This window comes from Bacteroides ovatus (genome assembly GCF_001314995.1).
In the GTDB taxonomy this organism is placed as follows: domain Bacteria; phylum Bacteroidota; class Bacteroidia; order Bacteroidales; family Bacteroidaceae; genus Bacteroides; species Bacteroides ovatus.
Map to the genome: position 1 here is coordinate 5,812,332 of NZ_CP012938.1, position 20,058 is coordinate 5,832,389.

Annotated in this window: 13 protein-coding genes; 11 read left to right on the forward strand and 2 right to left on the reverse strand. The window is 36.3% G+C overall.

Annotated features, from left to right (window positions below; translation table 11 throughout):
* The first annotated feature begins 81 nt into the window (after window positions 1–81).
* From Bovatus_RS21820 to Bovatus_RS21860, 7 genes are all read left to right on the forward strand, one after another.
* Window positions 82–2,397 carry a carboxypeptidase-like regulatory domain-containing protein gene (locus Bovatus_RS21820; protein ID WP_004320927.1) on the forward strand — a complete coding sequence of 772 codons (2,316 nt, stop codon included), beginning with the start codon at window positions 82–84 and terminating at the stop codon, window positions 2,395–2,397.
* A gap of 10 nt (window positions 2,398–2,407) precedes the next feature.
* Window positions 2,408–3,601 (forward strand): zinc metalloprotease, encoded by a 1,194-nt coding sequence (locus Bovatus_RS21830; protein ID WP_004308524.1) that lies wholly within the window; start codon window positions 2,408–2,410, stop codon window positions 3,599–3,601.
* Window positions 3,589–5,598, forward strand: coding sequence for an O-antigen ligase family protein (locus tag Bovatus_RS21835; protein ID WP_004320926.1), 2,010 nt, complete (start codon window positions 3,589–3,591; stop codon window positions 5,596–5,598). Before Bovatus_RS21830 ends, Bovatus_RS21835 begins: the two co-directional genes overlap by 13 nt.
* A gap of 4 nt (window positions 5,599–5,602) precedes the next feature.
* A complete protein-coding gene (locus tag Bovatus_RS21840; protein ID WP_004301658.1) occupies window positions 5,603–7,531 on the forward strand; it encodes a transglutaminase domain-containing protein in 1,929 nt (642 codons plus the stop codon).
* A 216-nt stretch (window positions 7,532–7,747) separates the two neighbouring features.
* The gene (locus Bovatus_RS25745) at window positions 7,748–8,179 is read left to right on the forward strand and encodes a DUF4369 domain-containing protein (protein WP_004301660.1); all 432 of its coding nucleotides are present in this window, start codon (window positions 7,748–7,750) and stop codon (window positions 8,177–8,179) included.
* A 1,101-nt stretch (window positions 8,180–9,280) separates the two neighbouring features.
* Window positions 9,281–11,812 (forward strand): hypothetical protein, encoded by a 2,532-nt coding sequence (locus Bovatus_RS21855; protein ID WP_004301665.1) that lies wholly within the window; start codon window positions 9,281–9,283, stop codon window positions 11,810–11,812.
* 100 nt (window positions 11,813–11,912) lie between these two features.
* Entirely contained in the window at window positions 11,913–16,199 is a 4,287-nt protein-coding gene (locus Bovatus_RS21860; protein WP_004301667.1) for a hybrid sensor histidine kinase/response regulator transcription factor, read from the forward strand.
* Between the two features lie 65 nt (window positions 16,200–16,264).
* On the opposite strand, the gene Bovatus_RS21865 is transcribed toward Bovatus_RS21860, so the two are convergent.
* Window positions 16,265–17,404, reverse strand: coding sequence for a glycoside hydrolase family 88/105 protein (locus Bovatus_RS21865; protein WP_004301669.1), 1,140 nt, complete (start codon window positions 17,402–17,404; stop codon window positions 16,265–16,267).
* Between the two features lie 264 nt (window positions 17,405–17,668).
* Between Bovatus_RS21865 and Bovatus_RS21870 the strand changes: the two genes are divergently transcribed.
* Entirely contained in the window at window positions 17,669–17,992 is a 324-nt protein-coding gene (locus Bovatus_RS21870) for a nucleotidyltransferase domain-containing protein (protein WP_004301671.1), read from the forward strand.
* Window positions 17,989–18,390 carry a HEPN domain-containing protein gene (locus Bovatus_RS21875; RefSeq protein WP_004301673.1) on the forward strand — a complete coding sequence of 134 codons (402 nt, stop codon included), beginning with the start codon at window positions 17,989–17,991 and terminating at the stop codon, window positions 18,388–18,390. Before Bovatus_RS21870 ends, Bovatus_RS21875 begins: the two co-directional genes overlap by 4 nt.
* A gap of 23 nt (window positions 18,391–18,413) precedes the next feature.
* Here the strand turns inward: Bovatus_RS21875 and Bovatus_RS21880 are convergent, their stop codons facing one another.
* A complete protein-coding gene (locus Bovatus_RS21880; RefSeq protein WP_004301675.1) occupies window positions 18,414–19,064 on the reverse strand; it encodes an HAD family hydrolase in 651 nt (216 codons plus the stop codon).
* A 179-nt stretch (window positions 19,065–19,243) separates the two neighbouring features.
* Here Bovatus_RS21880 and Bovatus_RS21885 point away from each other — a divergent pair, with 179 nt between their 5' ends.
* Both Bovatus_RS21885 and Bovatus_RS21890 read left to right on the forward strand, forming a co-directional pair.
* The gene (locus Bovatus_RS21885) at window positions 19,244–19,618 is read left to right on the forward strand and encodes a hypothetical protein (protein WP_004301677.1); all 375 of its coding nucleotides are present in this window, start codon (window positions 19,244–19,246) and stop codon (window positions 19,616–19,618) included.
* Window positions 19,619–19,620: 2 nt separating this feature from the next.
* A complete protein-coding gene (locus Bovatus_RS21890) occupies window positions 19,621–20,049 on the forward strand; it encodes a DUF6575 domain-containing protein (protein WP_004301681.1) in 429 nt (142 codons plus the stop codon).
* Window positions 20,050–20,058: the final 9 nt, after the last annotated feature.

Consider the following 20,058-nt stretch of genomic DNA (forward strand, 5'->3'; position numbering starts at 1 on the left):
TTGAATCTATTTTCAGTATATTCTCTCAATTGATTTGAGAGAGTATACTGATATGTAACTTCTATTTTTATTTTATATAGAATGAAAAATAATGTATTTTTAGTTTGTATGTTACTCTTTTCTATATCTGTTTTTGGACAGGAACTGAAAATTCAGGGGCATCTGATAGATGAAGAGAAACAAGACTTAGTGGCTGCAACTATACGCTGCTATCTGAATGACACGCTTTTTGTGGTAGGGGGAACTACGAATAGTAAAGGAGAATTTGAACTCAAACTTCCACATACGGAACAAAAGTACAAGCTATTAATCAGTTATTTAGGTTATAAAGAAACTACTTTAGTATTGAATCCGACCAAAGAGACCCTGATTCGTTTAGGAGAAATAACGATGGATAAGAAAGTGGTACAGATGCAGGAAGTAACTGTGCTAGCTCCCAATCGGATAAATACCGAAGACAAAATAATGGCATTCCCTACTCGCGAGCAGTTACGACACTCTTATGACGGATACAGTGCTTTGCGTGCGTTAATGATTCCGGGGCTGGAAGCTGACCCTCGAAGTGCAACTATCACTTATCATAGAGAAAACGTATTATTGTGTATTGACGGACGTGAGGCAACACGGGAAGAAGTGCAGAATCTAAACCCAAAAGATATTAAACGTGTAGATTTTTATTCTCAAGGTCGTTCCGATTACCCGGAAGCTTCTACTATATTAGATTATATACTTAAAGAACGGGATTACTTAGGAACAATCGCTTTAAACGCAAGGCATCAATTGAACAAACCAACAGGCACTGGACGAGGAACTGCCCAGTATTTTGAAGGAAAATCTGAATGGGCTGTATCAGTATCGGACAATTATACTCATTTTAGAAATCATGACGAAGGATATACCGAAACAATTTATCATTTTCCTGACGAAACCATCATCCGGACAGACGATGAATTGCCCTCATTAAACAATAATAATAACCTGAAAGCTTATCTAAATTATATATATAAAGATAAGTTGCAAACATTTTACTCTTCTTTACGGATGAATAGGAGTATGTCTGAAAATGACAACTGGAATCGGCAACGGTATAATAATACATCCGCTGTTCTCGTGAAACAAGAATACAAACATACTGTTAGGTTGAATCCGGCTTTACAATTACGCTATAATCGTACTCTTCCCAAAAGGCAGATACTTCGATTGGAGTTGTATGGAAGTTATGGAAACAACGATTACAATCGATGGTATGAGCAGCGTACGGATGAAGTCATAACGTCTTCTTATGCCAATGCTACTGCCGAAGGTAGTTGGTATGGAAGACTTAATTGTAACTATAGTAAAAGTTTCAAAAATAAATCATCTGTCAGTTTGACTCTAAATCAGAATTTTACGCATACTAACAACTTAAATACAAAAGAGGGGCAAAATTCAGAGATCTTTTTAAATAAAGGTAATACCAGTTTTTATGCTACATATAATTATCGCATTAAGAAGAAATTTAATCTACAAGCTAGCATTGCCGAACATTTATCATATACTACGACGAATGGAAATCATGTGTTCAGTTCTTTCTTCATACCTTCATTGAAACTCTCCTATCTTCATAAGGGACATTCGTTGAAGTTGACCGGAACTGTCCGTAGTACAGAAATAAGTCTTTCAAATCGTACCGGTTACGAATATAAAAAAAATGAATACGAGATGTTTGTAGGAAATCCTAAATTAAAAGACTATTTGCAATATAATGCAGGATTAAATTATGATTGGACTATGAATTCCAGGTGGACATTGCTTTCTTATGCTAGTTTGCACATAAGTAATCCGCAGAACTATGAACTATATCGTTATGATGACGAACGGAAAATGTTTGTATATCAAAATTTGAATGGAAGCAAAAGTTTGAGTCAGCACTATGAATTGGCTTTGCAATATGATATTATTCCCCAGATATTTAGTTTAAGGCCAGTGCTGATTTATGATCGCATGGATGTGTCCTTGTGGAAAGATTTTTCTTTTGATCGTTTTTTCTTTTGCTGTTCTCTTTTTTATATGCATAATGGTTGGAGCTTTGATGTAAACTATATGGCACCATCAAAGTATATGAAAATCACTTCCGGTCTTATGACTCATTTTCCTGGAATGCTGGGATTCGGAGCTGGTTACAGTATCAGCAACTGGAATATTGATTTATATATGCAAACGCCGTACAAGGCAGTTTCTAAGGGGCACCTTCAGCAAATTGGTTATGAAAGAAGATATGAAAACCGAATACCTCGTGTTAGCGATCATGTAATTAGCTTATCAGTAAATTATCGTTTCACTTTTGGAAAGAAAAAACATAAATTCGATAACTCGGTTATACAAGATACGAATCAGTCAACCATATCAAGCGATTAAAACGAAGCAAATGAATTTACAAGAGATAGAAATCCGGCCATTTTCAACTTCTTCCCTTCATGAAACTTTTCTTATGGAGGTTTCGGGACGTTTCTTTGAAATAGGTAAAGATGTGGCTGAACTTCTGACCTACTTTAAATGTAACGGTTGTGAAGAAGCAAGTATTGAAGAATATTCTAAACAAAATGGAAAGTTTTCGAAAGAGGAGATTTTGACGTTTTTAAATGATTTTGCTAAGAAGTTGGAAAAAGAGAGCGAACTTCCTAACAAAAGAAAGTCTTTTCTGTATAATAGAGAACTCATATCAGCGAATGTCATCAACAAATGTTCCTCGTTGTTAGCTCCTTTATTTAATAAATGGTTCATATTGTTCGTCATATTATTTTTTATAGCTTTGGATGTTCTCTACTTTATAGAATACAGTACAATAGGTAAAGAACACCTAAATTTGAATATTTATATTTTAAGCGGATTACTATTCTTTTTTATTCTTTCTTCTCTTTTTCACGAGTTAGGACATGCTTCAGCTTGTCGCTATTTTGATATTTCTCATGGAGGGATCGGGCTTGGATTGTACATTAATATACCAGTCTTTTATACAGATGTATCAAGCGTCTGGAAACTTCCAAGAAAAAAAAGATGTATTGTTAATGTTGGAGGAGTCTATTTCCAGATATTACTTTTAATTCCATTTTTGGTAATTTATTTATATTCTCAAAGTAGTTTATTGAGCTATATCATATTGATTATGAATTTCAATTTCCTACTCACACTAAATCCATTCTTTAAATTCGATGGATATTGGATTATGACAGATGTTTTAGGTGTTGCCAATTTACGTCAAAAAGGAAAAGAATGGATGCTGTATATGATAAACAAATTTAGGCATAAAAATACTAATAAAGTTCCTTACTTAATGTCACTCTCCAAAGGAACTAAAATAGCATTGGTTATCTATACAATAGTGGTAAACTTCTTTTTCGGATTTTATTTCTTGTATATACTACCACTTTTTTTTATTAGATTCTATCATACTTTTCCTGAAAGAATTGAACTATTATTAATGAATCTGTCACATCATCAAATGCCTAATTGGGGGAATCTGCAACAATGTATTTTACAAATAGTGTTTTTGTATTTCTTTCTTTATATGCTGTATAGAATGTTGAGTCCGTTATTAAGAAAAATAATATGGAAAAAATAATAAATAAAATAGCTTGTTGTTTATTGGTTTTCATGTTTCTTATGCGTTTTTTCTACGTACAAGATCCATACTTTATCTGTACTTTTCTTTTGGTTATTTGCCTTACTGTCTGTCTAACCAGGCAAATGATAAAACTGACTATCATTGATTTATGTTTGCTCCTTTTATGGGCATATATAGGGATGGGACCTACTGTTAATTTCGCAGGGAGTGCGTATTCTTTTATTACACTCACATCAAATATCCTGTATTACTTTCTTTTGAGGTATATTATCACATACGATAAGAAAGGAGAACAGTCATTGCTATCATCATTTACCGTTTGTATTGCTGTCTTATCCGCATTAGCCTTTTATTCTTTTTATCTTTTCTGTGTGTCAGTGCATGAAATGGGTTTTAGTTCTCTTTATGATTTCAGATTTTTATATAAACCATTGGGAGTACCCAATAATGAATGGAGTAGCCTTCAATGGTTGTTTGGCGGGATTATAACGGCTGTCTATATTTATAGTGAGAATAAAATAATAAAAGGTATAGCTTTACTATCAGGTGCAATAATCTTATGTTTGGCTTTAGTTTCATTCTCACGAGGTATTTATCTTGCCGGTATTGTTTTCATCATATTGTTAATTGTGCTGGAACATAGGAAATTATTCGAAAGGAAAAAGATAATTATTGGTGGAGGCTATTGTTTGTTAGTAATAGTTGTTGCTTGCCTTTATTCAACAGAAATAAAAAAAACACTTCATGGAAATGAGACTGTATCCCAACAGCGTAGTACGAAAAGCCGAATAAATACCTTCCAATTAACAACGGATGTCTTGAAAGAATATCCTTTTGGAGTGGGACTCAATAATTACACATTGGCAAAGGACTATTATTTGCATGGAGAAAAAAGGGTTGACTCTTATACTTCATACGCTGCGAATTCATTTTTAAAGATAGGTATTGAAGGCGGATATGCCGGTCTGATATTTTATATATTATTTCTTTTATCCATAGTTTACTACTTAGTGAAGGCGAAGAAGCGTAATTTGTGGCTATTATTTCTTTTTCTGTTCGCCTTTTTTCTTCGGGAACAAACATTTTCTACATTCTTTGATTCCAGTAGTGTCCGATTATCAGCTTTGATATTAATCGCTTTCCTGCAAAAAGAAGAAATAGTAATTGTGCAACGATCGAATATAAAGATTTTAGCTGCTATACCCTGTTTGGCATGGATATGTGTATTTTATATTTTTAGATTTAATTGTAACGTTAATCATGATGTTGCAAGATTAGTTAATCAGTCTATGGCTTATCGAAAGGTTAATATACCAAAGGCGTTGACATGTATAAAGCAAGCCCAATTAAAAAATCCCTTAGATGTTCATCTGGCTTATTATGAATATTGCTGGTCAGAAAAAGAAAATGCAGTTCACAACGAAGATAAACTTAGAAAAATGACGGAACTCTATCCTGACAAATTATTGTTCCGGTGGACACTATATGAGCAATATAAACAACAGCATCAGTTAGAGAACGCTGCAACTGAATTAAGATCTTGTATCTTACAAAATCCTCGAATTCTTGGGACTTCTTTTTGGAAAGAACTTAATGAACAAGAGCCTGGATTCGCAGAGCTGGTAGTAGGCGGATTATTAAAAGAAAAACAGGAAAAGCCTTTAAATGTAATAGAATTAGCTAAGTGGGGAAGTATTGCTTTACAATTAGGAAAAAACGATTTAGCACTGTCCTATTTGAATGAAGTTAGCAAACAATTACCCAACCTATCCCGGGTATGGTTTAATTTAGCTTCCATATTGGAGAAAGAGGGAAAATTAGAACAAGCTAGTCTGTACCGACAAAGAGGGAGTATAATGGAATTAGGTGTTTTTTCTAAAGACAGAAGTTATATGCCTCCCGTAGAGCAAGATATAAATAAAATAATCAATGAGCAATACTCTTTTTTATTTAATCTGTGGTATAATGAAAATTTGAAGAATGAAATAGAATAAAGATATGAAAGCGTTGATGAAAATAAGTTTTTTGCTTCTCGGTGTTACTGTTATTTGCTGGGGAGTATATTTCTACTCTGGAAATAGGATTATCACACGGAAAGTTTTAGCACATTATCAAAATGATTCATTGAAATTAGCGGCAGCAACATTCTTGTTGGATAATATAGGTGACAAATTTGCTTATTGTAAAGAGGATATTGAACGTTATGACACGATTTTTGCACTTTATGATGAATTAAATAAAAAAGGAGAAACCTCATCAGAACCAGAACTGGCAAAAAAATGTTGGCATACCTTAATTCAGACTTATGGGAAAATGAAACCTTCACTATTTGAACGTGAATATGATAGGAAAACTTTATCTGCATCTTTTTTAATAGATAATATTGATGTGGCTTTTGAAGCATGGCAAACAGCCCCTAATTTTATCACGCGTGATTTTAATCTATTCTGCAGATACGTATTGCCTTATCGGGTTGGCAATGAGCCAATAGAGCCGGAGCGAAGAAAACAATTCGAGGAATTGCGTTCTCTAAGAGATTCTATGTTTGACGAAAGTCGGATTATAAAAGATCTATATCACGAATTTGTCAAAGTACGTAAATACCAAAATAGTAAGCAAATGTGGAATTATGCGATATCTTTAACTAAATCTCAATTAGAAAAAACTCGTAGAGGATCATGTCGTCATTTTTGTGAGTATTATGTGGCAGCTTTACGTGCTTGTGGCATTCCTGCAACAATAGATTATGTTAATTGTTGGGGGAACAGAGCTGGTGGACATGAATGGGTGGCAGTTCTAAAGGATAGTGGAGCATTTCTTGCTTTTGACGCATTAGATCGAAAGAAAATGAAATTGGCTTATAAACCAGCAAAAATTTATCGGCAAACTTTTGAAACACAGGTTATTGATGGGAATGCGAGAAAATATGTTCCTGACTATATGCTAAATCCAAATCGCATGGATGTCTCACATCTTTATTTTAATACCTATGATGTGGAGATAAAGGGCAGTGATATGAAACAATATAAGAACTATCCTTATGGAGTTATTTGTGTGTTTGATAATAAGAAATGGGTACCTGTTGATTTTGGTAAGGTGACTGATGGGGTATTTCATTTTCAAAATATGATAGGCGATGTATGTTATATGGCTGGTTTTTATGTTAATGGAACTTTTATTTCGGCTACAGAGCCGTTTGTTCTAACCAAAAGTGGTGAAGTAAAATTGATTCAATGTTACACAAAAAATCATGTAGATATGCGGTTGGTTCGTAAATACCCGAAATTCACACGCATTTCTTCTTTTAGGAAAGGACTATTGGGCTCTAAAATAGAAGTATCAGATGATAGAGAATTCTCTTCAGGCAGGACCTTGATAACAATTGATGAATTAGGGAATGAAGATATTTTTGATTCAACCGTAACAGTGAATAGACCATACAGGTATGTGCGATTCGTTTTTGATGAACAGAAAGAAGGTAATTTGGCTGAAATAGAATTTTATGGGAAGAAGAGAGGGACAAATGTTGAAGTTCTATTGACAGGTGGATTTAGCGGAGAACCAATAAAGCAAACTAAAACAAATTGGACGATGGCTTTGGATCGGAGTTTCGATACTTATTTTAAGAAGAATAAGGGAGAAAAAGGTAATATTTGTTTAGATTTAGGAAAGGATAATTCATATGAGATAACGCGCGTAAGATATGTTCCTCAAACAGATTCTAACTTTATAGTTCCGGGAAATCAATATCGTTTGGAATATTGGGACAATTCTTCTTGGAAATTTTTTGGAGAACAGATTGCTACCGATTTCAGTTTAAATTTTTCAAATGTACCTACTGGTCGATTATATATTTTACATAATCTAACCAATGGTGTAGAGGAGAGAATTTTTACTTATGAAGATGGTAAACAAGTGTGGTGGTAAGCTTTATCTGTTATTAAAAATGAATGTTATTTATGAAACGATTATTGACTTTATTAAATCGTTGCGTTTAAAATGATCTTTCTTTAAAAACCGTATACAAAGTGTGTATATTTACCAATGTATACACATTTGTATACGGTTAATGTTTTTATATTAATCTATTAATGGTTTTCTTTGTTACAACGTGAATGATAAACTTTTATTTGGACTAATATTATGATAAAACATCTATTCTTTTTTATTTTCGTATCTATGCTACATCTATCTTATGGACAAAAAAGATACACAATCAGAGGTGAATTTCCTGATCATTCTTTGGATAATGAATATGTATTGCTATATGATTTCTCATCTCTTCAAGGTGAATATGAACGTTCAAAGCAAGCATTCATTGACAGTATATTGGTGGTCGATAAAGTGTTTCATTATGAAGGAACGATCAATCAAGAACCTTTTTTAGCATTAGTTCTTTGTAGTAAAAGCAGATATCTTAAATATAGCACAACTTTTATAGTAGAACCTGGCAATATTCAGATGCGCGTTGTTGACTGGGCAAGTGATGGTGATGTGTCAGGTACTTCTATAAACGACGATTACAACAAATATATTATTGAACGGGGGAAACAATTGGTAAGACGCGTTCTTTAAGAACTAAACGAGAAGATACAATAAAAAGTGATACTCTAAAAGATAATAAATGTATATCTTTAAGTGAGGTATACACATATGCCGAGGAAGGGAAATTTATTTTCTTAGAGAAATATGCTATGTATCCAAATGTTGTACGATATTGGTTATCTTTCTATTTGAATGGGCGAAGAGCGTCAAAGAGTCCTGTTTTCTCCAAATGCCTGCATATTCTCAATTTAATGCCCAAAGCGGATCGGGACATCCTTTTGGCTTGGCGGGACTATACTATTAAAAAGGAGGAGTATAGAGAAAAGACTAAATCTCTGTTGGATAGTATACATAATAATGCCCCTCGTTTCATTGAGGCTATTTCAAAATAGCTCTTCTTAATATGAAGTTTGGGTGTAGTTGCTCTTTTGAAATTTAGTTGGAAAGCTCGTAATGGTGCACAAAGGTATTAAATAGTGATTAACGGATTAGTAATTAATCGGTGCGGTTTTTAATTATTACAGAATAGAATGGATTTTCTCATCGGATATTTATTTTCAATCTTTCTATGTTTTCTTTCACCTTTTCTCTGTCTCTTCGATGAATAAGGAGTTTGCGGGTGAAGGGTAACAACTTCACCACCTCTTCACCTGTGGCGATTAGTTTCAAAAATAGTTTCAAGGCTTGAAACTATTCGTTTCTCGGTGTGAAACACTTCGTTTCAAAGCATGAAACACTTTGTTTCTCGGCGTGAAACTTTTAGTTTCAAATAGGGTTGAAACTAATTACGAAATAGCTTTACTAATCTTGTTCAATGGTTAAATCAGGAAGCAGCTATTTGATTTGATTCACGATGAAGAGAAGGTGAAAGACCGACTATTCACCTGCAAACTCCTTATTTATCGAAGAAACAGAGAAAAGTGAAGGAGATGGAAGAATTGACCATGTTATAGAGAAAAGCATTGAATTGTTCAAAACCGTACCGATTATGAACCAATGCAAATCATTGGTCGGTATATGGAAAAAATGACATAAATATGGATAATAATCCTTGTTTCGAAATAGCCTGCTAAGTTTTTTGTATTCATTATTCCTTTTGGCTAGTTTTGCTTGTGTAAATCTTAAAAAGCCATGGAACACATAACTAAAATAAAAACAGTTTTCGCTATTTTACTATTATATATCATAATAGTTCCACCATTATATGCCCAATCTATAAGTGTCCGTTCATTACCTGGCTATGTAAAAGCGATAAATCAATTCAACCAACTGAACCCTCAAGAAAAGGTGTATCTTCATTTTGACAATACCGGATATTATTTGGGTGATACTATTTGGTTTAAGGCTTATGTGGTATTTGCCGAGCAACTTCGTCCTACAACTTTAAGCAAAGTGTTACATGTAGAGCTGTTGACTCCACAAGGCATGGTAGTGGATGACCGCCAATTGAAGCTTGAAAATGGTGAATGTCATGGTGAATTTGCCTTGAGTTCCCGTTATCATAGTGGTTTCTATGAAGTTCGTGCTTACACTCGAAGTATGTTGAATTTTGGTGACGATTGTATTTTTTCTCGTGTATTTCCTGTTTATGATTCTCCGGAAATAGAAGGGCATTATACTGATCGGAAGATGGATAGTGGTTTTGGCTTGAAAGACGAACGTAAAAAAAACACAAAAGCTAAGAAAGTCAACCTTTCCTTTTATCCTGAAGGAGGAAATGCTGTGGTTGGGTTACGTTCGAGAATCGGTTTCAAAGCTACAGGAGAGAATGGAGAAGATTTGAATATAACAGGTGCGGTATATGATTCTTCCGGTGAACTGGTTTCATATTTCTCCACTTATCACCAAGGTATGGGATTTTTTGAAATGATTCCTGATAAGACTACATATAAAATTGTAGCCGATTATGATGGAAAGAAATATGACTTTGCTTTTTCAAACATTATTTCTTCAGGATATGTGATGCGTGTGACAGATTTGGATGCAGAGACTTATCAGGTACATCTGCAAAAATCTCCGGACTTGCCGGCTGATACTTTAGCCGTTTCTGTATCATGTCGTGGTACAGTTTATTCAGCAGAAGCTTTAATTTTGGGTGATAAACCTTATATTTATCAATTGGATAAAGGAAAACTTCCTGCCGGTTGCCTTCAATTTACTCTTTATAATCAGGATGGCAAAATTTTGGCAGACCGTTTGGCTTTTAATCGTGCTCCGTTAGAATATTGCCGTGTTACGGTGGAGGCGGATAAACCTTTCTATAAACCTTTAGAAAAGGTGAGACTATCACTTGCTGTGAAAGATTTGTCCGGTAATCCTGTATCAGGCAGTTTTTCATTGTCTGTGCGTGATGCCGGCACAGAAATTCATACTGGTTATCATGAGAATATCCTGACAGACTTGTTGCTCTCTTCTGAAATACGAGGTTACATCGCTCATCCGATGCAATATTTCGGGACGGACGACCGTAGTAATCGTATGAAGTTGGACTTGTTGATGATGGTACAGGGGTGGCGCCGTTACAATTGGCAGGTGATGGCGGGGGTATCTCCTTTTCATGTGGCACATTATGCTGAAGAGGGTTTACCAGTGAGTGGTGTAGTGAAATCTTTACTCAAGAATAAGGTGGAAGCGAATGTGGATGTTGTATTTTGGATTGTTAAGGATAGTGCTTCTTTCCATGGTCATTGCAAAACTGACAAAAAAGGGCGTTTCCATTTCCTGTTGCCGGATCATGCGGCAGTAGACGGTGAATGGCAGCTGGCTCTTTCTGTGACTTCGAAAGGCAAACCGAAACATTGCAGGATTATGCTCGACCGCCTTTTTAGTCCGGAAGCCCGCAGTTATTCTATTTCGGACTTTCAGGTGAAGGATACGGTTATTGTTTTTGCAGACACTTCAGATAGTCTGGCCAATAGTAATGTTTTAGGTATGATACAGAATCTTCCCCAAGTGGTGATAAAGAAAAAACAGATAAAGAATGAGATATTTCCGGATCTGGTTTGTGATGTGGAAAAGGATATTAGTAGGCTAATGGATCAAGGGAAGGATTATCCAGGAACATTGGGGGAATATATGGAAAGAAATATTTCTGCCGTAAACATGGTAGATACTGCGTATACGTATGCTAATAGTGCTATTTGTTATATTTTAGATGGTGGAGGTTCTGTTAATCCGCGAAAGGGCATCGGTGCTTCCGATCATCCGATAGAGAATATAAAAACAATAGAAGTGTATGATGGAAATCTTCGGGCTTGGATAGTGAGAAACATAGATAGTAATTATGGCTATTATCCTCCGAGTGATCCGACATCAGATTTTTATAGTATGAGACATTTACATGATGCTGTTTTTCAGGCTAACCAAAGGCTGGTATTATTCATCGTCCGTTTATATAACGATGTGTTGCATGACAAGTATAAGAAGGGAATGCGTTATACTTTTTTCAAAGCCTTTTCTCCTGTAAGAGAATTCTATCAGGTAAATCATAGTAATAGTGTTCCGGGAGATATCGATTTTCGTCGAACTTTGTATTGGAATCCTGATGTGAGGACTGATAATAATGGAAAAGTGAACGTTAGTTTTTATAATAATGCTACTTGTCGACAAATGACGATCAATGCAGAGGGGATAAATCGTGGGAAGTGTATTATTAAAGAATAAATTTATATGGAGATTTTACTTTTTCATAGTGTTACATTCTATGTTGCAGTGCAAAAGATGTATCTTTGTAACCAGCAATCAAAATAACCCCAACCACTATATGAAATATAAATTATTATGCCTTTTCGTTTTGTTTAGTTTTTCTATATCGGATTTGTATGCTGATATTGAACTTAGTTCCAAACAAATGAGAACCAGTGATGGGCTACCTAGTAATTCTGTACGATGCATGTTTCAGGACAGTAAAGGGTTCTTATGGTTGGGTACTTTAGACGGATTGACCCGTTATGATGGAAATACTTTTCTTACTTATCAGTTGGAAAGCGGGAAACACGATCGGATTTCTTTAGCAGATAACAGAATAAAACATGTGGCAGAGGATAAGAATGGTTTTTTGTGGATAAAGACTGTGCCGGAATTATTCAGCTGTTATGATCTACAGAAAGCTTGTTTTGTAGATTTTACCGGTACCGGAAGTGATGGAGAGAACTATTCAGAAATATTTATGTCCGCTAATGGAGATGTGTGGCTTTGGCATAGAAGGAATGGTGTACGTCAAATTGTTTGTGAGGACGATCGGACTATGACCTCTGTGAAGTTTAGAACGAAATTTGGAAACCTGCCCGATGACCGGATTAAATTTATAAATGAAGATTCTAGTGGCAGGATCTGGATTGGTACCATGCAGGGACTTGCGTTTGTTTATAAAGGGAAAGTTGAATTTATCGATAGGAAATTGAATTTTTCTTCTTCTTTCCCTCATGGAGAGGATATGTATTTTCTGACAAAGAGTGGAGATGTGTATCGCTGTGTAAATGGATCGAAAAAAATAGACTGTTTAACGTCGCTGTCTGCTATTGCCGGTAATACATCTGTCAGTACACATTCATTGATAAAAGATAAATGGGTTATATTTACTTCTAGCGAAGGGGTATATGAATTTGATTTTCAGAATTTTCAAATAACTCCTTGCCGGGAATTGAAAATAAATAATGGAAAAGTTATTCATGACAATTATGGAGATTGTTGGGCTTACAATAACACTGGACGAATTTATTATATAAACTCGAAGAGCGGAGAAATAAAGAATTTTCAACTGATCCCTGAAGAGAAGATGAAATATATAGATTATGAACGCTATCATGTGGTGCGTGATGACCGGGGGATTGTGTGGATTTCAACTTATGGAAACGGACTTTTCACCTACGATATTCAGGAGGACCGGTTGGAACACTTTGTTTCGGAAGGAAAGAATGCGGGACCTATAGGGTCAGATTTCTTGTTATGTTTGATGAAAGACAGGACAGGAGGAATATGGGTAAGCTCCGAATATTCCGGTTTGTCTCATATTTCCATTTCAAATAAAGGTATTACACATGTCTATCCAGAATCACCGGATGTTTTTGACCGTTCGAATACAATCCGGTTACTAACTAAAATGTCGAATGGAGATATATGGGTAGGAACGCGAAGAGGTGGATTGTATAATTATGATTCTCATCTGAAAACTAAGATAGATAATCATTATTTGCCCTATAATATTTATGCGATTTCAGAAGATAGTCAGGAGAATATATGGATAGGAACCCGGGGAGACGGACTAAAAATAGGAGATACGTGGTATAAAACGGATCCGTCTAATCCTTTTGCCTTATCTCATTCTAATATTTATTCCATTCTTCGCGATAAGAAAGATCGTATGTGGGTGGGAACATTTGGAGGAGGACTGGATCTGGCAGAATCAACGGAAAAAGGACAATATAAGTTCCGTCGTTTTTTTCAAGGAAAGAAGTATGGCTTACGGATAGTCAGAGTAATGGCAGAAGATGAGAAAGGGATGATATGGATGGGCACAAGTGAAGGTATCTGCATTTTCCACCCTGACTCATTGATTGCTAATGAAGATAACTATCATTTGTTCAGCTACACCGATGGCAATTTTTGCAGCAATGAGATTCGTTGCCTGTTTCGTGATAGCAAAGGGCGCATGTGGGTAGGAACTTCGGGTGCCGGGCTGAATCTATGCGAACTGTCAGACGACTGTCAGTCTTTGAAATATACACATTATGGAATAGCGGAAGGACTGGTTAATAATATGGTGCAATCTATTTTAGAAGATCATTCGGGACAATTATGGATTGCTACGGAATATGGAATTTCAAGGTTCAATCCCAACAGCCATTCTTTCGAGAATTATTTCTTCTCATCTTATACATTAGGAAATGTGTATAGCGAGAACAGTGCGTGTATGGGTGCAGACGGTAAACTGATTTTTGGAACAAACTACGGATTGACGATTATTGACCCGAAGAAGATTCCAACAGAGAGATTGCTTTCTCCTATTGTTATCACAGGATTGTCCGTTAATGGAATTCAGGTGAAGCCTAATATGCCGGGTTCTCCTTTGCAAGAATCTTTAGCCTATTCGGATAAGATTACATTGAAATATTTCCAGAATTCTTTTATGCTTGATTTTTCTACTCTCGATTATTCGGATAATGGTCAAATCAAGTATATGTATTGGCTGGAAAACTATGACAAGGGATGGAATGTTCCGTCTTCTTTAAGTTTTGCCACTTATAAATATCTGGAGCCGGGGAGTTACATTTTCCATGTGAAATATTGTGATGGTGCCGGTATTTGGAATGATACTGAAACAACCTTGAAGATTGTTATCGTGCCTCCGTTTTGGAAAACGAATTGGGCTATGCTCGGATATTTCATCCTGATATTAATAGCTTTGTACTTTACATATCGTATCATTTTTAATTTCAATAGGTTGCGCAACCGCATCAATGTTGAAAAACAACTGACAGAGTATAAACTGGTATTTTTCACAAATATCTCTCATGAATTCCGTACTCCGCTTACATTGATCCAAGGAGCATTGGAGAAAATGTACCGGATGGATGATATTCCACAAGCCTTATTGCATCCGTTGAAAGTCATGGATAAAAGTACACAACGTATGTTGAGGCTGATTAATCAGTTGCTGGAGTTCAGAAAAATGCAGAACAACAAGTTGGCTCTTTCTCTGCAGGAAACTGATGTAGTTGCTTTCCTGTACGAAATATATTTAAGTTTCAGTGGCGTAGCAGAACAGAAGAATATGGATTTCCGCTTTTTGCCGTCTGTGCCATCCTATAAAATGTTTATTGATAAAGGTAATTTGGATAAGGTGGTGTATAACTTACTTTCAAATGCTTTTAAGTATACTCCTTCGGGTGGGACAATTCTGTTTTCTGTGAATGTGGATGAGGTGAAGAAGTGTTTATACATTCAGGTAGCGGATACCGGAGTAGGTATTCCTAAAGAAAAGCAGGGAGAATTGTTTAAACGTTTCATGCAAAGTAGTTTCTCCGGAGATAGCATTGGAGTAGGGTTGCATTTGAGCCATGAATTGGTGCAGGTGCATAAGGGAACGATTGAATATAAAGATAATGAAGGGGGAGGTTCCGTATTTACGGTATGTATTCCGACTGATAAAACTGTTTATTCGGAAAAAGACTTCCTGGTTCCCGGCAATCTCCTGTTGGAAGAAGCGAATATGCAGACTCACCATTTGCAGGAGCTTTCAGAGGAATGTCAGGAACATGAAAAGACAGTCACCACATCAAGAAAACATAAAATATTAGTCATCGAAGACGATAATGATATTCGTGGGTTCCTGCAGGAGGAGCTTAGTGCTTATTTTGAAGTAGAAGTGGCTGCGGATGGAATATCCGGATTTGAAAAGGCATGCAACTATGACGCAGACTTGATTATCTGCGATGTATTGATGCCTGGGATGACCGGTTTCGAAGTGACAAAGAAACTGAAAACTGAATTTGCGACAAGTCATATTCCTATTATTCTGCTGACTGCCTTGACTTCACCGGATAAGCACCTGGAAGGACTTGAAGCGGGAGCGGATGTTTATGTTACAAAGCCATTTAGTTTTAAGCTTTTGCTTGCGCAGGTGTTCCGGCTGATAGAGCAATGCGAAAAGTTACGGAAGAAGTTTTCCAGTGAACCGGGGGTAGTGCGTCCTGCTTTATGTAACACGGACCGGGATAAGGAGTTTGCAGATCAGTTGGTGGCTGTGGTGGAAAAGATTTATTCTCAATACAACATTTCTATTGATGAATTTGCGCAGATGATGGGGATGGGACGAACTGTGTTTTATAAAAAATTACGCGGAGTGACAGGATACTCACCGAATGAGTATTTGCGTGTCGTACGAATGAAGAAGGCTGCCGAACTGTTTTTGACCGAAAGGGATCTGACTGTTGCGGAAGTTTCTTATAAAGTGGGTATTAACGATCCTCTTTATTTCAGTAAATGTTTTAAAGCGCAGTTTGGAGTATCTCCTTCGGCTTACCAGAAAGGGGAGAGAAGTAAAACGTAGTATATACTTACCTTGAATCCGGTTTGTGAAGGATAGACCGGATTCAAGATAAGTATGTTTATCAGTTACATATTGAGGTCTAATTTATAGATTTCACTTCCGGCAAGAAGGAAACATCCTGTTCCGAAATCCTCAAAATCAGGAACTTTGTCGTATGTGACAGGTTGACTGTCTTTCGGTTCTTTGCCGGTTCCCTGTACATAACCAAGAAAACCATTCGGGTGAACTGCATCCTTCACCATAGCATTCCATGCTTTTATGATTACAGGCAGATAGGTCTTTTTATCCAATAGACCGTTGCGTACGCCCCAAGCCATACCATATACGAAAAGAGCTGTGCCGGAAGTCTCTTTGCCTCCGAAGTTTGACGGATCGTGGAGGCTGACATTCCAAAAGCCATCTTCACGCTGGCATTGTTTCAGTGCTTTGCTCATAGCCATAAAATCATTGATGTAATCTTGGCGATGTTTTTCATCAGATGGAATTTCGTTCATTACCCGCACCAAAGCTGCGTATACCCATCCGTTACCACGGCTCCAATAACAGTTTTCGCCATTAGGCTCTTTGTATGGAGGATCGAAATTATGGTCTCTCCACCACAAACCTTCTTTGACATTGAACATTCCGTTCTCTCCGTGTTTATTACGGGTATATTCGTACATATCCCACATTTTGTCGAAGTACTTCTGTTCGCCTGTAAGTTTCCCCATTTTGGCAAATATAGGCATCCCCATCTGGATAGCATCTATCCACCACCAGTCGTTTATTTGTGGAGTATTGACCAGCATATCCATATTGGCTTTCGTTTTCCGTATTTTTTCAGGATCGGGGCAAATGTTGTATAAATCGAGATAGATTTGGCTGGCGCAGTAATTATCTGCATTACGGGTGGTTGTCCCACGGTGGAAGCCCCATTGGTGGTAATCCGCCCATTCTTTGGCATAGAGATAATATTCGTCTGCGGGATAGATGGAGTAGAGTGCCATTAAGCCTTCGTAATATACGCTTCGTGTCCAGATATTACTGGGGCGAACTACTTTTTTCACAAAGGAAGGAGTGCGATAGTTGGCATATTTCTTCATGAAATAGTCGTTCACATGAAGAGTTACTTTCAGAATTTCTTTTTTATCGGGAACTGTCTGTGCTTTTATGTTCCCGTAACTCAATATTACTCCTGCAAAAAATAGTATAAGATGCTTTTTCATTTTATAATAAATTAGATTACTATTGTTCTTAGATTTAGGCACACAAAGGTGAGCCTTTCTTTACCTGTTGCAAAGAAAATGCATTGTAAGGAAAGTGATATTGAAATTTGTACGGAAAATATGTAATATTAGACTTTATTCTTTATTCATATTAGTCATGGATAAGAACCAAGTATGAATAATTAGCAAGAGCGATTTTTTTGTAAGTCATATTGTTGTATTGATATTTATTGTATATTTGTAGAAGAGTAAGGGGAGACGAATATGAAAAGTCATACAAATAAAATATTAGAGTCTATTAAGCAGGCATTGACAGAGCATTTACCAAAAGGTGGCAAGGCTTTGTTGTTTGGTTCTCAAGCTCGTGGGGATGCACGGATTGATTCTGATTGGGATATTTTGATTATCTTAGATAAAGAAAAATTGGAGCCTGAAGATTATGATAAGGTAAGCTTTCCCTTAACTATGTTGGGATGGGACTTGGGAGCGCGAATTAATCCGATTATGTATACGATGAAAGAATGGGCTGCAAGTTGTATTACACCATTTTATAAAAATGTAGAGCAGGAAGGAATTGAATTAGTATGAAATTGACAGATGAAGAACGTAATTCTTTGGTGATATTACAGTTGGAGAAAGCTAAAGTATTTTTGAAACAAGCAGATGAGATGTTTGATCTGAAGTATTGGGATATTGCTTCCAATAGATATTATTATGCCTGTTTTCATGCTGTTCAGGCTTTATTAATACAAAATGGATTATCATGTAAAACCCATGATGGGTTGATAGCTTGCTTTGGCTTGAATTTTATAAAAACAGGCAAAATTAGTGCACGTTTGGGAAGTTTTTTGGCGCGTATGGAACAATTACGGCAAAAAGGGGATTATAATTGCATTTATTCAATATCGGAGGATGAAATCAGTACGATAAAAGCTCCGGCAAGAGAACTTATTGAGACTATTGAAGTTTTACTTGCCGAATCATAATTATTCTTGTAAGGATATCATCGTTAAAAGACCATTTTTTTTATTTTTTCGGCCACATCTGTCATATATGCCGGATTAAATTCTTCTAGTTCCGTGCGTGGTCGGAATCCCCATGTCACTCCGCAAGCGGTTACACCGGCATTGGCTGCTGTTTGCATGTCTACACCGGAATCACCTACATAAAGAACATCTTCTTTTCGTACATCGGCAAGTTTTAATATATCAAAAACGATTGTTGGATCAGGTTTGACATTTACTCCTTCCCGTTGGCCGAAAACGGCAGTGAAATGAATTTCCGGAAAGTAGTGGGCAACCAGTTTCTCGGTAGCGGCCTGATATTTGTTGGAGGCTACGGCAATCTGAATGCCTGCGGATTGCAGATAAGACAATAACGCTGAAATACCCGGGTAAGGACGACTATCGTCTGCATTGTGAATATCATAATAAGGAATAAACTCTTTTCTTACCCGGAGCACATTCTCTTCTGTCTTTTCTCCTTCGGGTAATGCACGTTCAAAGAGTTTGTTGATACCATTTCCTACCATGAAGTTATACTTTTCTACATCGTGTGTGGGGTATCCTAATTTATTCAAAGCATAATTAGTGCTATGGGCGAGGTCTGCGATAGTATTTAATAATGTACCGTCCAAATCGAATATTATTAGTTTTTTCATTAAGGCTTATGTTTATAGTTAATTCTATATTTAAATCTTTTATTCTGCAAAGGTATACTAAAAAAATGAGATTGGGAAGAATGAGGCAATAGTTTAGAGAATATCGAATGAACAACAAAGCCGGAAATATATTTGTTATTCTACCAGATTGGCTTAACTTTGCGAAAAACTAAAGAATAATGAATGCAGAATGGTTTGAGGCATTGCCTGAACAATGTCCCCCAACGGATGCGAAGCGGTGCGAAGGCTGTTATTATAGAATTGCAAATGGTAATCCTGTTACAACAGAAGATTTCTTTTCGCAAAGAAAAATGCAGCCGGATAAGGTCTTTAAAGGATTAGGAATAGATGAATGTGTGACAAGGGCAGTCTCTCTATTTTCAGAGAGGGAAGAAGCGGAGAAAAGATTAAAGCTTCCTAAGTTCAAGAAGGCAAATATTGCTTTAGTCATATTGGAACCAAAAGATGGAGTGTTAAAGAAAACATTTGATATAGCACATTATTCTTGGTGGAGAACAAAGGATTTTAATGTTTTACAAGCTAAAATAGTCTGATTATGGGAATGGAAGATGTGTTAAGGATAGACAAAATTCTGGATTTCTGTGATGTGCCTCAGCTTTTTGTGGCAAGAGATGCCTTTGATACACTGTATCTTTGTCTTTTATATGATGATGAGACGGTTTATCGCTATACGGGAATACGTATCTCTACACGTAGACTTGAATCCTTCTTAGCAGGTAAAGCCGATTTGCGTTTACTCTATCTACAGCCTGAAAATGAACATGAGTATTACGATGTTGTGTTTCAATCGGGTGAATACCAGAAAACGTTATTAAAGGAAAGTGTATTGTTGGAAGATAAATTGCCGGCTGAGGGATATGTTTTATCTGGAGAGAAGCGCGAGAATGTGGTCATTAATTTGCCAATAAAAGACCGTAGTCTGCTTGCAGAGCTTGTTCGTAAATTTGGCTGGGCTTGTATGTAAGTTTAAAGA

What these genes read in the sequence shown, in the direction of transcription:
- Bovatus_RS21820 (WP_004320927.1), top strand. Translation starts at nt 82, where the DNA reads ATGAAAAATAATGTATTTTTAGTTTGTATGTTACTCTTTTCTATATCT.
- Bovatus_RS21830 (WP_004308524.1), top strand. Translation starts at nt 2,408, where the DNA reads ATGAATTTACAAGAGATAGAAATCCGGCCATTTTCAACTTCTTCCCTT.
- Bovatus_RS21835 (WP_004320926.1), top strand. Translation starts at nt 3,589, where the DNA reads ATGGAAAAAATAATAAATAAAATAGCTTGTTGTTTATTGGTTTTCATG.
- Bovatus_RS21840 (WP_004301658.1), top strand. Translation starts at nt 5,603, where the DNA reads ATGAAAGCGTTGATGAAAATAAGTTTTTTGCTTCTCGGTGTTACTGTT.
- Bovatus_RS25745 (WP_004301660.1), top strand. Translation starts at nt 7,748, where the DNA reads ATGATAAAACATCTATTCTTTTTTATTTTCGTATCTATGCTACATCTA.
- Bovatus_RS21855 (WP_004301665.1), top strand. Translation starts at nt 9,281, where the DNA reads ATGGAACACATAACTAAAATAAAAACAGTTTTCGCTATTTTACTATTA.
- Bovatus_RS21860 (WP_004301667.1), top strand. Translation starts at nt 11,913, where the DNA reads ATGAAATATAAATTATTATGCCTTTTCGTTTTGTTTAGTTTTTCTATA.
- Bovatus_RS21865 (WP_004301669.1), bottom strand. Translation starts at nt 17,404, where the DNA reads ATGAAAAAGCATCTTATACTATTTTTTGCAGGAGTAATATTGAGTTAC.
- Bovatus_RS21870 (WP_004301671.1), top strand. Translation starts at nt 17,669, where the DNA reads ATGAAAAGTCATACAAATAAAATATTAGAGTCTATTAAGCAGGCATTG.
- Bovatus_RS21875 (WP_004301673.1), top strand. Translation starts at nt 17,989, where the DNA reads ATGAAATTGACAGATGAAGAACGTAATTCTTTGGTGATATTACAGTTG.
- Bovatus_RS21880 (WP_004301675.1), bottom strand. Translation starts at nt 19,064, where the DNA reads ATGAAAAAACTAATAATATTCGATTTGGACGGTACATTATTAAATACT.
- Bovatus_RS21885 (WP_004301677.1), top strand. Translation starts at nt 19,244, where the DNA reads ATGAATGCAGAATGGTTTGAGGCATTGCCTGAACAATGTCCCCCAACG.
- Bovatus_RS21890 (WP_004301681.1), top strand. Translation starts at nt 19,621, where the DNA reads ATGGGAATGGAAGATGTGTTAAGGATAGACAAAATTCTGGATTTCTGT.